Source organism: Kaistia adipata DSM 17808, assembly GCF_000423225.1.
GTDB classification, from domain to species: domain Bacteria; phylum Pseudomonadota; class Alphaproteobacteria; order Rhizobiales; family Kaistiaceae; genus Kaistia; species Kaistia adipata.
Genome location: NZ_AUHO01000013.1, coordinates 1 through 14,200 on the forward strand (window position 1 = coordinate 1; position 14,200 = coordinate 14,200).

General features: G+C 67.5%; 8 protein-coding genes. 2 read left to right on the forward strand and 6 right to left on the reverse strand.

The window, feature by feature from the left end; translation table 11 throughout:
- The first annotated feature begins 842 nt into the window (after positions 1-842).
- Together G539_RS24630 and catB are read left to right on the forward strand one after the other, a co-directional pair.
- Positions 843-2,990, forward strand: a complete 2,148-nt coding sequence (locus tag G539_RS24630) for a M23 family metallopeptidase (protein ID WP_051231349.1) — start codon at positions 843-845, stop codon at positions 2,988-2,990.
- 190 nt (positions 2,991-3,180) lie between these two features.
- Positions 3,181-3,816 (forward strand): type B chloramphenicol O-acetyltransferase, encoded by a 636-nt coding sequence (catB, locus tag G539_RS0112590; RefSeq protein WP_029075519.1) that lies wholly within the window; start codon positions 3,181-3,183, stop codon positions 3,814-3,816.
- 66 nt (positions 3,817-3,882) lie between these two features.
- Here the strand turns inward: catB and clpB are convergent, their stop codons facing one another.
- From clpB to G539_RS0112620, 6 genes are all read right to left on the reverse strand, one after another.
- Positions 3,883-6,483, reverse strand: coding sequence for an ATP-dependent chaperone ClpB (clpB, locus tag G539_RS0112595; RefSeq protein ID WP_029075520.1), 2,601 nt, complete (start codon positions 6,481-6,483; stop codon positions 3,883-3,885).
- A gap of 284 nt (positions 6,484-6,767) precedes the next feature.
- Positions 6,768-7,889, reverse strand: coding sequence for a DUF4167 domain-containing protein (locus G539_RS24635; protein WP_051231350.1), 1,122 nt, complete (start codon positions 7,887-7,889; stop codon positions 6,768-6,770).
- A gap of 458 nt (positions 7,890-8,347) precedes the next feature.
- On the reverse strand, positions 8,348-9,208 hold the full coding sequence (prmC, locus tag G539_RS0112605; RefSeq protein ID WP_029075521.1) for a peptide chain release factor N(5)-glutamine methyltransferase: 861 nt from the start codon (positions 9,206-9,208) through the stop codon (positions 8,348-8,350).
- A complete protein-coding gene (gene prfA, locus G539_RS0112610; RefSeq protein ID WP_029075522.1) occupies positions 9,205-10,275 on the reverse strand; it encodes a peptide chain release factor 1 in 1,071 nt (356 codons plus the stop codon). Before prfA ends, prmC begins: the two co-directional genes overlap by 4 nt.
- 5 nt (positions 10,276-10,280) lie before the next feature.
- Positions 10,281-12,548, reverse strand: coding sequence for a phosphoenolpyruvate--protein phosphotransferase (gene ptsP, locus G539_RS0112615; RefSeq protein ID WP_029075523.1), 2,268 nt, complete (start codon positions 12,546-12,548; stop codon positions 10,281-10,283).
- Positions 12,549-12,709: 161 nt separating this feature from the next.
- Complete coding sequence (locus tag G539_RS0112620; RefSeq protein WP_029075524.1) at positions 12,710-13,963, reverse strand: aspartate kinase; 1,254 nt, start codon at positions 13,961-13,963, stop codon at positions 12,710-12,712.
- Between the last annotated feature and the right edge of the window lie 237 nt (positions 13,964-14,200).

A 14,200-nucleotide genomic window follows, 5' to 3' on the forward strand; every position in this document is an offset into this window, starting at 1 on the left:
CCCCGAAGGACCGCCTCGCCGCCGGCCAACCGGCCGAACCAGAGGTGCTTATCTAGCCACCAACCGATGGCCCGTCAAGCACCCAAATAACAAAACTCAGAGACGAGTTTTCCGTTCGCTGGCAGCGGTGCCGCCCGCGTTCTTGAGCCGGGTTATAGGCCCAGCTCCCGAAACCGTCAACTCGAATTTCCGACAATTCGAACTTTTTCCGCCAACCCAAATCCCGCCATGTGGACAACCAACCCAGCCCCACCCAACAAACCGCAGAACCCAGCCATTCCCGACTAACCCATTGAAAACATTAATTTCCGTTAACCGGAGAAGAGGCCCACCTTTCCGTGTGCGGCGCCACCGACACGGCCCGAATATCGGTGACCGCCCCTCTCCCGCACCCAGCACATCCACGCCTCCGCCGCGCACAAGATTGCCGGAGCTCCGTCTGCCGCCTCCCTCCCCCGACGATCCCGCGAGCCGGCCTCCCTCGAGCGCCGCAGCCGGAGCCGCGCAGCGCCTCCCCTACCCTAATCTTCGCGCGCGCACGCGAGGCAAGGCGATCCGCAGCCTTATTGCTGACACGATAAGGGACGACGTCACAGAAGAACGCCGGACGGACCGGCGACATGTTTTTGGATGGATGAGGCACGGTTCTTCACGGCCCTCGAGCGGACGACGGCCGATGAAGGCGCCGATCGGCCGAGGCGGTCACATTCATCCATCAAACAACGTTCGCTCGCGTTGACTTGGGACGCCTCTGACGGCAAGTTCCTTCGTCATTCGCCAGGCGACCGGAAAGACCATATGCGCGGCCGCCAGGCCGTCGACGACGGGGAGTAGACGGGACCGTGAAGGGATCGACGCGCATCGGCGCGCTTGCGAGAGGCCCGAACGGCACGGGGATCGACCTGGGTCGCGAGCCGCCTCTTTCCGTCGGCGACACCGGCGAAGGCCTTCCCCAGCGCCGCGGTATCAGCATCCGCTGGCTGACCGGCACCGTGCTTACCGGCTTCACCTCGACGATCCTGATGGGCGGCGCGCTGCTCGCCGCGCTCGACGGCCGCCACCAGCTCGCCGTGCCGCCGGAAGTGGCCCGGGCGCTGCGCGCCTCGGAGGCCGGTGGCGACGTGCCGCTGACCAACGGCTCGAAGGGCGACCGCATGCGCATGGTGCGCGAGGCAGCCTCGGACCGTCAGGTCGTGCAGGTCAGCACCGTCACCAAGCAGGGCGATCGCGATCTCATCAAGCTGAAGCCCTTCGCCAAGATCTCGACGTCCATCGCCACCACCATCACCGCGCTCAGCGATGACGTGCCGGCCTATGACCCGGCGAAGATCGTCGCCGCGGCAGCCGGCGACCGGCGCGGCAACGATACCGCCCCGGTCGCGACCGAAAAGCTCGAGGTCATCAAGGACGAAGGCACGTCGGGCGATGGCGGCGACGAGGGCCTGATCGCCGCCGACGGCGCGGATCCCGGCTCGAGCGGCGACGGCGACCTGGATGCCACCACCGGCGAGGTCGCCATCGGGCCCGATCAGGAACAGATCTACGGCGTCAACGTCGAGGGCGAGGTATCGATCAAGGTGGTCGACTTCCCCCTCGACCAGGCGCCGGGCGACGAGGAGCCGAGCTTCAGCCCGACCGAGGCGGAGCAGGTGGCCCGCGCCTCGATCCAGACGACGGTTACCGGCGACACGCAGCTCGCGGCTCTCGCCTATGTCGATCCCGACCGCTTCTCCTTCGACGAAAGCGGCACCGATCCGTTCTCCGCGCTCGGCGTCCGCATCGTGCCGGAAAACGTCTCCTTCGTTTCCAAGTCGGGTCCCGCCCTCGCCTCGGACGAGCGGATCGCCGTCGTCGACAAGAAGGACACGCTGGAAGGCATCCTGACGGAGAACGAGATCGGCGAGGCCGATGCCACGAACATCCTGTCGGCCATGTCCGACCTGATGGATCTCTCCGACCTGCATGCCGGCCAGAAGGTGCGCATCCTCTATTCGGCCGAGGGCGAGACCCGCCGGCCGATGCGTGTATCGATCTACGAGGAAGGATCACACCAGGCGACAGTCGCCCGCCGCGACGACGACAGCTTCGTGCGCGCCGATGAGCCGGAGACCTCGACGGACGAATTCGAGACCGCCGACGATGCGGTTCCCGACAGCAACGGCCCGATGCCGCGGCTGTACCAGGCCGTCTACGAGACCGCCCTCGAGCAGAAGATTCCGGGCCCGCTCATCACCGAGCTGATCCACATCTTCTCCTACGACGTCGATTTCCAGTCGCGCGTGTCGCCGGGCGACTCGCTCGAAGTGTTCCATTCGTTGCCGGAGGCGGATGGCAATGAGGACGACGAGGAAATCCTCTACGCGGCGATCACGCTCGACGGCGCGACCAAGCGCTATTACCGCTACCGCTCGCCCGATGACGGCGTCGTCGACTATTTCGACGAGGAAGGCCGCAGCGCCAAGAAGTTCCTGATCCGCAAGCCGATGAACGGCGGCGTGCTGCGCTCCAATTTCGGCTACCGCAAGCATCCGATCCTCGGCTATCAGCGCCTCCATCCGGGCGTCGACTGGGCGGCCGCGCGCGGCACGCCGATCCTCGCCGCCGGCAACGGCACGGTCGAGAAAGCAGGCTGGAGCTCGGGCTACGGCAACTTCACCCTGATCCGGCACACCAATGGCTATGAATCGGCCTATGCGCACCAGTCGGCGATCGTCAAGGGTATCCGGCCGGGCGCCAAGGTGCGGCAGGGCCAGTTGATCGGCTATGTCGGATCGACCGGCCTGTCGACCGGCCCGCATCTTCACTACGAAGTGCGCATCAACAACAAGCCGGTGGACCCGCTGCGCGTGCGCCTGCCGCGCGGCCGCGTGCTGCAGGGCGACATCCTGACAGCCTTCAAGCAGGAGAAGGCGCGCATCGACACGCTGATCGGAACGCCGGCCAGTTCCAAGGTCGCCGCCGTGGCGATCGAGGACGAGGCGACCAACTGATCATCGGATTCATTCAACGGGCCCAATGATGCTTCCAGAAAGCGACAGAGCGACGCGAAGTTCCTAGGCGACGAGCCGCCCGCAAGGGCTGCCGCGCCTCTTCCGTCCTCCGCCCGCCAGGGCGGAACCTTTCCCGCGAAGGCCGCCGGGCAGCGAATGCTCGTCCGCGCACGGCCGCATGGAAACGACCATGAACTATTTCGAGAGCCCCTTCCGGGGCAAGCCGCTCAGCGAGCAGGTGACGAACCCGAACATCGTCGTCGGCCGCTACAGCTATTATTCCGGCTACTATCACGGCCATTCCTTCGACGACTGCGCCCGCTACCTGATGCCGGACCGCGACGACGTCGACCGGCTGATCATCGGCAGCTTCTGCTCGATCGGCACCGGCGCCTCCTTCATGATGGCCGGCAACCAGGGGCACAGGAACGACTGGGTTTCGACCTTCCCGTTCTTCTACCTGCCCGAGGAACCGACCTTCGCCGGCGCGGTCAACGCCTATCAGCGCGCCGGCGACACGGTGATCGGCAATGATGTCTGGATCGGCGCCGAGGCAATGATCATGCCCGGCATCCGCATCGGCCATGGCGCGGTGATCGGCAGCCGGGCGCTCGTGACCCGCGACGTCGAACCATACGCCATCGTTGGCGGCAATCCGGCGCGGGTGATCCGCAAGCGCTTCGACGACGAGGTGATCGCGATGCTGCTGGAGATGGCCTGGTGGGACTGGGAGCCGGAAGCGCTCCGCGCCGCGATGCCGCTCCTCTGCTCGGGCGACGTGGCGGCGCTCCACGCGCACTGGCAGGAACGCGACCCGGCGGGCTGACGCCATGAAAAAGGCCGCGCTGCCTCTCGGTAGCGCGGCCCCCAACTCTTCCGGAAGCAGAGCGAATTACGCCGCTTCGGAGCGTGCCTCGCCACGCGGCAGGAACAACAGCCTGTCCGTCCCCGCCGTGATCTTGACGAGCGAGCCGTCGGCGATCTCGCCGCCCAGCAGCTTGTCGGCGAGCGGATCCTGCACATAGCGCTGGATCACCCGCTTCAGCGGACGCGCGCCATAGGCCGGGTCGTAACCCTTCTCGGCCAGCCAGGCCCGCGCCGTGTCGTCGAGCTCGAGCGTGATCTTGCGATCGTCGAGCAGCCGCGCCAGGCGGCCGAGCTGGATCTCGACGATCCGCCCCATCTCGCTCTTCTTCAGGCGGTGGAACAGGATGATGTCGTCGAGCCGGTTCAGGAACTCGGGCCGGAAATGCCCGCGCACCACCGCCATGACCTGCTCGCGCACGCTATCGACATCCTCATCGTCGCGCAGATGCGCGAGGAAGTCGGAGCCGAGGTTCGAGGTCATGATGATGATCGTGTTCTTGAAATCGACCGTCCGACCCTGGCCATCCGTGAGGCGGCCATCATCGAGCACCTGCAGCAGCACGTTGAAGACGTCGGGATGCGCCTTCTCGACCTCGTCGAACAGCACGACCTGGTAGGGCCGCCGCCGCACGGCTTCGGTCAGCGCGCCGCCCTCCTCGTAGCCGACATAGCCCGGAGGGGCGCCGATCAGCCGGGCCACGGAGTGCTTCTCCATGAACTCCGACATGTCGATGCGCACCATCGCGGTCTCGTCGTCGAACAGGAAGGAGGCGACCGCCTTGGTCAGCTCCGTCTTGCCGACGCCGGTCGGACCGAGGAACAGGAACGAGCCGATCGGCCGGTTCGGGTCCTGCAGTCCGGCGCGGGCGCGCCGGACGGCGGTCGACACGGCATGCACCGCCTCGCCCTGGCCCACGACGCGACGGCCGAGCTCATCCTCCATGCGGAGAAGCTTCTCGCGCTCGCCCTCGAGCATCTTGTCGACCGGGACGCCGGTCCAGCGCGACACGACCTGCGCGATGTGATCGGGCGTCACCGCCTCTTCCATCATCGTGCTGACCTGCGCCTTCTCGGCCTCGGCAAGCTGGCGTTCCAGCGTCGGGATCGTGCCATAGGCGAGCTCGCCCGCCTTGGCCAGGTCACCGGTGCGCTGCGCCTTGTCGAGGTCGCTGCGGGCCTGGTCGAGCTGTTCCTTCAGCTTCTGAGCGGCGTTGAGCTTCTGCTTCTCCGCCTGCCACTTCTGCGTGAAGGCGCTCGACTCCTCCTCGAGGTCGGTCAGTTCCTTCTCGAGCCGCTCGAGCCGGTCCTTCGACGCCTGGTCGGTCTCCTTCTTCAGCGCCTCGCGCTCGATCTTCAGCTGGATGATGCGGCGATCGAGTTCGTCGAGCGCCTCCGGCTTGGAATCGACCTGCATGCGCAGACGCGCCGAGGCCTCGTCGACGAGGTCGATGGCCTTGTCCGGCAGGAAACGGTCGGTGATGTAGCGGTTCGAAAGCGTCGCCGCCGACACCAGCGCGGAATCGGTGATCCTGACGCCGTGATGCAGCTCGTATTTCTCCTTGATGCCGCGCAGGATCGAGATCGTGTCCTCGACCGTCGGCTCACCGACGAAGATCGGCTGGAACCGGCGGGCAAGCGCCGCGTCCTTCTCGACATGCTTGCGGTATTCGTCGAGCGTGGTCGCGCCGACGCAGTGCAATTCGCCACGAGCGAGCGCCGGCTTCAACAGGTTGGACGCATCCATCGCGCCGTCCGCCTTGCCCGCGCCGACCAGCGTGTGCATCTCGTCGATGAACAGGATGATGCCGCCATTGGCCGCCGTCACCTCGGACAGCACCGCCTTCAGCCGCTCCTCGAACTCGCCGCGATATTTCGCGCCGGCGATCAGCGAGCCCATGTCGAGGGCGAGCAGGCGCTTGTCCTTCAGGCTCTCCGGCACGTCGCCATTGACGATCCGGAGCGCCAGCCCCTCGGCGATCGCCGTCTTGCCGACGCCGGGCTCACCAATCAGGACCGGATTGTTCTTGGTGCGGCGCGACAGCACCTGGATGGTGCGGCGGATCTCGTCGTCGCGGCCGATGACCGGATCGAGCTTGCCGTCGCGCGCCACCTGGGTGAGGTCGCGGGCATACTTCTTCAGCGCGTCATACTGGCCCTCGGCGCCGGCCGTGTCGGCCGTCCGCCCCTGGCGCAGCTGCTCGATGGCGCGGTTGAGCGCGACCGGCGTGACGCCGGCCTCCTTCAGGATCTCCGCGGTCTTGGCGTCCTTCTCCAGCGCCAGCGCCAGCAGCAGCCGCTCGACCGTGACGAAGCTGTCGCCGGCCTTCTTGGCGAGGTCGGACGCCTGCTGGAACACCTTCGCAAGCGGCGGCGCGAGATAGAGCTGGCCGGCGCCGCCCCCCGAAACCTTCGGCATCGCCTCGAGCGCGCGCTCGGTCGCGGCCAGCGCCTGGCGCGAATGGCCGCCGGCGCTGTCGATCAAGCCGCCGGCAAGGCCCTCCTCGTCATCGAGAAGAACCTTGAGCAGATGCTCGGGCGTGAACTGCTGATTGCCGCGCGTCATGGCGAGCGTCTGCGCGGATTGGATGAAACCCTGCGCGCGCTCGGAATAATTCTCAAAATTCATTTGTGCCTCCTGACCCGGTCCCACCGCCTCGAAAGCGCGAATGGGCCGCTCCAAAGATATGGACTTGCGTCCGGCGACATCCATGCGTGGCCTGCCGCCACCGGTAATATGGTGTGGCCGTCGCGCAACAGAAGGGGCGAGCCCGACAATTATGGCGGGAAGGACGCAAGCCGCGTCAACCCTGTCCATGGGCCCGGCGAGACGCGGGCCCATGCGCCGCCCGCAAACAAAAATGCCCGGGCGACGACGCCCGGGCATTGGCATGAATCAATCGGGACCGCGGCCTATTCCTCGCCGGCGGGCTCCGTCGCGAGCACCGGCTCGGCCTCGTCGCCCGTGCGGGCGCGGCTGCGCGTGGTGCGACGCTTGCGCGGACGGAATTCCTCTTCCCCGGCCTCGGCGGTCTCGCTGGCCTGCTGCTCGAGATCGAGCGCCGGCTGCTCGGCCTTCGCCGCGGCGGCCTCGGCCTTCGGCGCGCGGCGGCGGGTCGGAGCCGGCGGCGCCGGCTCGGCGACCGGAGCCGCCTCGACGACGACGGGCGCGGCCTCGGCGATCGGCGCGGGCTCGACCGGAGCGGCGACGACAGGCGCCGCGTCGAACGCGACCGGCGCTTCGGCGAGCGCATCCTTGTCCGCCTCGACGGCCGGTTGCGGCTGCTCGGCGGCCGGACGCGCCGGACCACCGGTCACGAAGCGCGGCAGCTGCGAATGATCGGAGCGCTCGCCGCGATTGCCGCGATCCTGACGGTCCTGGCGGTCCCGGCGATCGCCCCGCTCGCCGCGCGGCTGACGCTCGCCACGATCCTGACGGTCGCCGCGATCCTGGCGATCGGGACGGTCCTGACGATCCTGGCGGTCCTGCCGGCCCTGGCGCTCGAAGCGCTCCTGCCGTTCGGAAGGCTGACGATCGCCGCCCTCGCCGTTGCCGCCGTTGATATAGGGCTGCGGATCATTCGGCCCGACGATGTTGCCGTCGTTCTCGCGACCCGGCTGGCGTTCGCCCTGCGGCGCGCGCTCGTGATGGTGCGGCTGGCCGAAGCGCTCGCTGAAGCGATCATCCTCTTCGTCCATGCCGTCCTCTTCCTGGTCGGCGCGGTAGAAGGGCTGCTGCTGCGGGTTGTTCTGCGCATTCTGCGCCTGGGCGGCGGCGATCACGCGGAAATAGTGCTCGGCGTGCTGCAGATAGTTTTCCGCCATCACGCGGTCCCCCGACGACTGCGCATCGCGCGCCAGGGTCACGTATTTCTCGGCGATATGCAGCGCCGTGCCACGGATCTTCACGTCCGGGCCGTTGCTCTCATAGGAGCGGGTCAGCGGGTTCGGGCCCTTGCGGTTGTTGTTATTGTTGTTGTTCCGCCCGCGCATCCGCTTGTTGTTGTTGTTGTTGTTCTGCTGTCCTTGTCTCATGAATTTTCTCTTCCGTGACCAACAAGGTCAAACAATCTCATCGACCGCAACGCCGGTCGGGACAATTCCGTCGATCGGGTCGTCTCGAGCCAAGGCACGAGAGGCCGGAACCGGCGAAGGCGATCAGCACCATTCCGCAGATCGAGGCAGCCGGGATCCGCATGCGGATCGAGGGGCACCTGGCCACCGCCAAGGCGGGGCGTCCGGGAATTCGTGTCGTACCGAGCGAAGATGATGTTCGAGCTACCAGAGTCTGGCCGATCTCCCCCGATCCGACCCTCTTGACGATATGGTGGCCCCTAACCGCGCTGCTCCAGATCGCGGCCGAAGCGTCGACGGTCGGGAGTCGCATCAAATCCATCTGCGGCGGCTCGGAAACTAGCTGTTTCGTGCCTGATTTCCAAGCGGATTATTCCGGGCGGTGCCTCATGAACCGCCGATCGGTCCTCCTCGCGCCCTCAATCGAACCGCGTCAGCGCCACGACGCGATCGTGACCCGACAGGTCACGATGGATCAACGCCTCGAACCGCGTCTCGTCTGCCAGGACCCTCAAGGCCTCGGCCTGATCGAAACCAATTTCCAGAAATGCCGCGCCGCCCGGCGCCATGACACGCGCAAGGTCCCCGAGAATGGCGCGATAGGCATCCAGCCCGTCCGCGCCCCCGTCCAGCGCCAGCATCGGATCGTGGTCCCTGACCTCGCGATCCAGCGTCCGGATGACATCGCTCGCAATATAGGGTGGGTTGGAGACGATTACATCAACCGGGCCGCAACATTCCGCCCAGCGCCCCACCGCGAACTGGCCGCGCGCCGCGAAACCGAGCCGCGCCGCATTGTCGCGCGCGGTGCGCGCCGCTTCCTCGGAGAGGTCGATGCCGAGCCCGATCGCGTTCGGCAGCGCGCTCAGCAGCGCGATCAGGATGGCGCCGCTGCCGGTGCCGATATCGACAATGCGGAGCGGCTCGTTCTGGCGCCCCTGGCGCTCGATCCAGGCAAGCGCCGTCTCGACCAGGATCTCGGTGTCGGGACGCGGCACCAGCGTCGCGTCGGCGAGGTGGAACTCGAGCCCCCAGAACTCCTTCGTCCCGACGATGCGGGCGACAGGCTCGCCGGCGAGACGGCGCGCGACCGCGCGGTCGATCGCCTCGATCTCGTCGTCGGTCAGCGGGCGGTCATCGACCAGCACCAGCCGATCGGGCGCGACGCCGATCACCGCCGCGACGAGCAGGCGCGCGTCGAGCGCCGGCGTCGCGTCGGCGCCGAGCCCCGCCGACAAGCGGCGCGCCGCGGCCTGCCGCGCCGCGACCAGCGTGCTCATGAATCGAGCGCGGCGAGCAGCCCGGCCTGATGCTCGGTGATCAGGGGGCCGATGATCTCGTCGAGCGCATCGCCGGCCATCACCGCCTCGAGCTTGTAGAGCGTCAGGTTGATGCGGTGGTCGGTGACCCGCCCCTGAGGGAAATTATAGGTGCGGATGCGCTCGGAGCGGTCGCCCGAGCCGACCTGGCCCTTGCGGTCGGCGGCGCGTTCGGACGAGAGCCGCTCGCGCTCCATGTCGAACAGGCGGGCGCGCAGGATCTGCGTCGCCTGGGCGCGGTTCTGGTGCTGCGACCGGCCGGCGACGACGATGACGGTGCCGGTCGGGATATGGGTGATGCGCACCGCCGTATCGGTGGTGTTGGCGTGCTGTCCGCCGGCCGAGGAGGCCCGCGTCGTGTCGATCTTGACGTCCTCGGGACGGATGTCGATGTCGACGTCCGCCGCTTCCGGCAGCACCGCCACGGTGGCGGCCGAGGTATGGATGCGTCCGCTCGACTCGGTTTCCGGCACGCGCTGGACGCGATGCGCACCCGACTCGAACTTCAGCCGCGCGAACACGCCCCTGCCCGTCACGTCGGCGATGATTTCCTTGTAGCCGCCGGCCTCGCCCTCGCTTTCGGAGAGCACCTGCATCCGCCAGCCGTGCAGCTGCGCGTAACGCTGGTACATGCGGAACAGGTCGCCGGCGAACAGCGCCGCCTCGTCGCCGCCCGTGCCGGCGCGGATTTCGAGGATGGCGCTCTTCTCGTCGGCGGCGTCGCGCGGCAGGAGCAGGATGCGGATCTCCTGGACCAGCGCCTCGACGCGATCGTCGAGCGCCGCGCGCTCCTCCTCGGCGAGCCCCGCCATCTCGGGATCACCCGCGAGTTCGTCCAGCGCCTCGCGCTCGGCGACGGCCGCCTTCAGCGCGCGCACCGCCTCGACGATGTCCTGCAGCTCCGAGCGCTCCTTCGACAGCTGCACCAGCGTGCCGCCATCGCTGGTCGCGGCCAGCTTCTGATCGATCACCTCGGCGCGGGCGACGAGGTGGTTGATCTTGTCCCAGGGAAGTCCAGTCGGAAGCATCGTAGTCAGATCGGTACGCCTTCAGATTCGGCGAAGGCGGTCAACGCCGCGCGGACGCCGTCCTCGCCATCGTCCAGGGCAAGCAGGGGATCGAGCACGGCCTTCAGCCTGCCGATGTCGAGCGCCAGCAACGCCGCCTTGACCGGCCCAATGGCCGCCGCCGACATGGAGAGCGAGCGGAATCCGATGCCGGCCAGCGCCATCGCGGCCAGCGGACGGCTGGCGATCTCGCCGCAGAGCGTGACCGGCGTCTGATGCCGGTCGGCGCCCTCGACGATCATGCGCAGGGTACGCAGGAAATGCCGCGACAGCGGGTCGAAGCGGGTTGCGACCCGGGTGTTTCCACGGTCGCTCGCCGTCATGTACTGCAAGAGATCGTTGGATCCGACCGAAACGAAGTCGACGGCCTGCATCAGCGAATCGAGCTGGAACAGCAGCGCCGGCACCTCGATCATCGAGCCCAGCAGGATGCGCGTCGGCTCCTCGTGGCCATGCCGGCGCAGCTGCGCCAGCTCGCGCTCGAGCAGGGCCCGGGCACGATGGATCTCGCCCACTTCGGTGACCATCGGCAGCATCACGCGGAGTTCCCGCCCGCCGGCCGCGTGCAGCAGCGCGCGCAGCTGGATCCTCAGCAGGCCGGGCCGGTCCAGTCCGAGCCGGATGGCGCGCCAGCCAAGCGCCGGGTTCTCCTCCGGCTGCATGCGCATATAGGGCAGCACCTTGTCGCCGCCGATGTCGAGCGTACGGAACACGACGGGCCGGTTGCCGCTCGTCTTCAGGACGGCGGCATAGAGCGCCGTCTGCTCGTCGAGCCGCGGCATGGTCGAGGCGACCATGAACTGCAGCTCGGTGCGGAATAGGCCGATGCCCTCGGCGCCCGCCTCGACCAGATGCGGCAGGTCGACCAGCAGGCCGGCATTCATGTTGAGCGAAACACGGTGACCGTCGCGCGTGACGGCCGGCTTGTTGCGCAGCAGCCTGTACTGGGCCTGGCGCTTGGCGCGGAAGCGGACCTTCTCGGCGTAGGCGGCCTCGACATCGGCCGGCGGTCGAACGTGCGCCTCGCCCGTGTCGGCGTCTAGGATGATGGGATCGCCGTTCTCGACCAGCGAAACGATGTTCGCCGCCCGACCGATCGTGGCGATGCCGAGGGCACGCGCCACGATCGTCACGTGGCTCGTGGCTCCGCCCTCCTCCAGCACGAGGCCGCGCAGGCGGTTGCGGTCATAATCGAGCAGTTCGGCCGCGCCCATGTTGCGCGCGACGATGACGCCGTCCTTGGGCAGGCTCTTGCCGTCCGGCCCGTGCGACTTGCCCATCAGCTCCCGCAGCAGGCGGTTCGCGAGATCGTCGAAATCGTGCAGCCGCTCGCGCAGATAGGGATCGGTCTGGCGCTGCAGGCGCGCGCGCGTGTCGCTCTGGACCTTCTCGACCGCGGCCTCGGCCGAAAGACCGTTCTGGATCGCCTCGTCCATGCGGCGGACCCAGCCGCGGTCATAGGCGAACATCCTATAGGCTTCGAGGATGTCGCGATGCTCGCCGGCCAGCGCGATGTCGTCGCGCGAGAGCATGTCGTCCACCGACAGGCGCAAGCTGGCAATCGCCGCCTCGAGGCGCTGGCTCTCGCGGTCCGAATCCTCGGCGATCAGCTGCGTGACGACGACGCGCGGCTCGTGCAGCACGACATGGCCGAGCGCGATGCCGTCAGAGAGCGGCGTGCCCTTGAGCGAGAGCGGGCGCTTCACGTCGAGCGAGGTGCCGGGCCGGGCCAGGCCCTGCAGTTCGCCGACGGCGATCATCTCGGCCAGAACCATGGCCGTCGTCTGCAGCGCCTCGACTTCCTCGTCGTAATAGGTGCGATGCGCGCGGTTCTGCACGACGAGCACGCCAAGCGTGCGGCCGGCGCGCAGGATCGGCACGCCGAGGAAGGCGTTGTAGATCTCTTCGCCGGTTTCCGGCAGGTAGGCGAAGGCCGGATGGCTCTGGGCGTCCTGGAGATTGAGCGGCCGCGCCTCGGAGGCGATCAGGCCGACAAGGCCCTGGCCGACGCGCAGGCCGGCATGGTGAACCGCCGAGCGATTGAGGCCCTCGGTCGCATAGAGCTCGAGCACGTCATCGGCGCGGAGAACATAAACCGAGCACACCTCCGCGACCATGTTGGCCGCGATCTGGGCGACGATCTTGTCGAGCCGGTCTTGCGCGCTGATCGGCTCCGCCATGATCTCGCGCAGGCGACGGAGCAGGACGCGCGGCCCGGCGAGTGAGCCCCGCATGGTCCGCCTTCCTCAATGCTTGAACGTGAGCGGGTTCCGACCACCGAAAACCGCCTCCGGGCGCAACCGATTCGGCCGCGCTCCGGCATGCTTTCCTACCTAGTCGTGGCACGAGTTAGGCAGAAGACACAATGTGTTTCGCGCGCGCATACCGCGCGTGATCAGGCGGCGTCGAGCCCGTACAGCGTGTGCAACGTGCGCACCGCGAGCTCGGTATAGGCGGCGTCGATCAGGATCGAGATCTTGATCTCGGAAGTAGTGATCGCGCGAATGTTGATGCCCTTGCCGGCCAGCGCCTTGAAGGCGGAGGCAGCGACCCCGGCATGGCTGCGCATGCCGATGCCGATCACCGAGACCTTGGTGAGATCGCGCGAGCCCTGGACGCTCGAATAGCCGATCGAATCCTTGGCGCCCTCGAGCACCTTCCAGGCGCGGTCGAAATCGGCCGTCGGCACGGTGAAGGTCATGTCGGTCGTCGTGCCGTCCTCGGAGACGTTCTGCACGATCATGTCGACATTGATGTTGGCCTCGGCCAGCGGCACGAACACCGCCGCGGCGACGCCCGGCTTGTCGGCCACTTCGCGCAGCGAGATCTGGGCCTCGTCCTTGGCATAGGCGATGCCGGTGACAACCTGCTTTTCCACGATCTCGTCCTCGTCGCAAATGAGGGTGCCTGGGGGATTGTTCGGATCGGCGAGCCGCGGGTCCTGCGGATCGACGAAGCTGGACCGCACGAAGGTCCGGACGCCATGCACCATGGCCAGTTCAACGGAGCGCACCTGCAGCACCTTGGCACCGAGCGACGCCATCTCGAGCATTTCCTCATGCGAGACGCGGTCGAGGCGCTTGGCCTTGGGCACGATCCGGGGATCGGTCGTATAGACGCCGTCGACATCGGTGTAGATGTCGCAGCGATCCGCCTTGATGGCGGCGGCGATGGCAACAGCGCTCGTGTCCGAGCCGCCGCGGCCGAGGGTGGCGATGCGGTTGTCGGGGCCGAGGCCCTGGAAACCGGCGACGACGGCGACCTGGCCCTGCTCGAGCCGCTCGATCAGGCGCGAGCCGTCGATGTCGACGATGCGGGCCGCGCCGTGCGAGGCATCGGTACGGATCGGGATCTGCCAGCCCTGCCAGGAGCGCGCATTGACGCCCATTTCCTGCAGCGCGATCGCCAGCAGCCCGGAGGTCACCTGCTCGCCCGAGGCGACGACGGCGTCATATTCGCGCGCATCGTGCATGGCGGCGGCGTCGCGGGTCCAAGCGACGAGCTCGTTGGTCTTGCCCGACATCGCCGACACCACGACGGCGACCTGGAAGCCGGCATCGACTTCCCGTTTGACGTGACGCGCCACATTGCGGATGCGTTCAATATCGGCGACGGACGTACCGCCGAACTTCATCACCAGCCGGGCCATCATCAACCTTTGAAGGGCAGGTTCCGCAGGAATCGCGGAAAGGATTGAAAGAGTTCCGGCTCATGACTGGGCCGGACGGGCGCCTTCATAGCGGCTTCAGAACGAAGCCGCAACGGCGACGGCGAAACGCCACACCGGACCGATCCAGGAAGACGGCGTATCAACGCTCATGGGCGCGGCGATCAGACGCCACCGTTCCGCCGTGGCTTGACTTCGCCCCTCGCGCCGACGACGTTC

Bases quoted from the DNA above. Each gene is read 5' to 3' on its own strand.
- prfA (WP_029075522.1), bottom strand. From the start codon at position 10,275: ATGCTTCCGACTGGACTTCCCTGGGACAAGATCAACCACCTCGTCGCC.
- prmC (WP_029075521.1), bottom strand. From the start codon at position 9,208: ATGAGCACGCTGGTCGCGGCGCGGCAGGCCGCGGCGCGCCGCTTGTCG.
- catB (WP_029075519.1), top strand. From the start codon at position 3,181: ATGAACTATTTCGAGAGCCCCTTCCGGGGCAAGCCGCTCAGCGAGCAG.
- G539_RS0112620 (WP_029075524.1), bottom strand. From the start codon at position 13,963: ATGGCCCGGCTGGTGATGAAGTTCGGCGGTACGTCCGTCGCCGATATT.
- clpB (WP_029075520.1), bottom strand. From the start codon at position 6,483: ATGAATTTTGAGAATTATTCCGAGCGCGCGCAGGGTTTCATCCAATCC.
- ptsP (WP_029075523.1), bottom strand. From the start codon at position 12,548: ATGCGGGGCTCACTCGCCGGGCCGCGCGTCCTGCTCCGTCGCCTGCGC.
- G539_RS24635 (WP_051231350.1), bottom strand. From the start codon at position 7,889: ATGAGACAAGGACAGCAGAACAACAACAACAACAACAAGCGGATGCGC.